General features: G+C 48.8%; 1 pseudogene. It reads left to right on the forward strand.

What is annotated here, in order from left to right:
• Positions 1 to 281 (forward strand): annotated as a pseudogene (locus tag KJR01_RS10065) (type I glutamate--ammonia ligase); the annotation flags it as partial.
• Positions 282 to 383: the final 102 nt, after the last annotated feature.

The raw sequence follows: 383 nt of genomic DNA on the forward strand, positions 1-383 counted from the left end.
CTTTTATGCCAAAGCCTCTTTATGGTGACAATGGAAATGGTATGCATGTTCATATGAGTCTATGGAAAGATGGTGTGAATTTATTCTATGACAAAGAAGGTTATGGAGGACTTAGCCAAACTGCTATTAATTACATAGGTGGGGTTTTAAAAAATGCTCGTTCTGTTGCAGCTTTTACTAATCCAAGCTCAAATTCATACAAAAGAATAGTGCCAGGTTTTGAATCACCTAGGAGTCGACATAAGTCTTGCCAACCTAGCACGTCGAGGCGTAGAGGGCCATAAGGGACAGGTAAAAAGTAGCCTCAGTGCGAAACCCGCACCCCTAACCGCCCCGCTCCCCCCTACCCACCCCCCCCCCCCCCCCCCCCCCCCCCCCCCCCC

The organism is Campylobacter sp. 2018MI10 (assembly GCF_018501175.1).
In the GTDB taxonomy this organism is placed as follows: domain Bacteria; phylum Campylobacterota; class Campylobacteria; order Campylobacterales; family Campylobacteraceae; genus Campylobacter_E.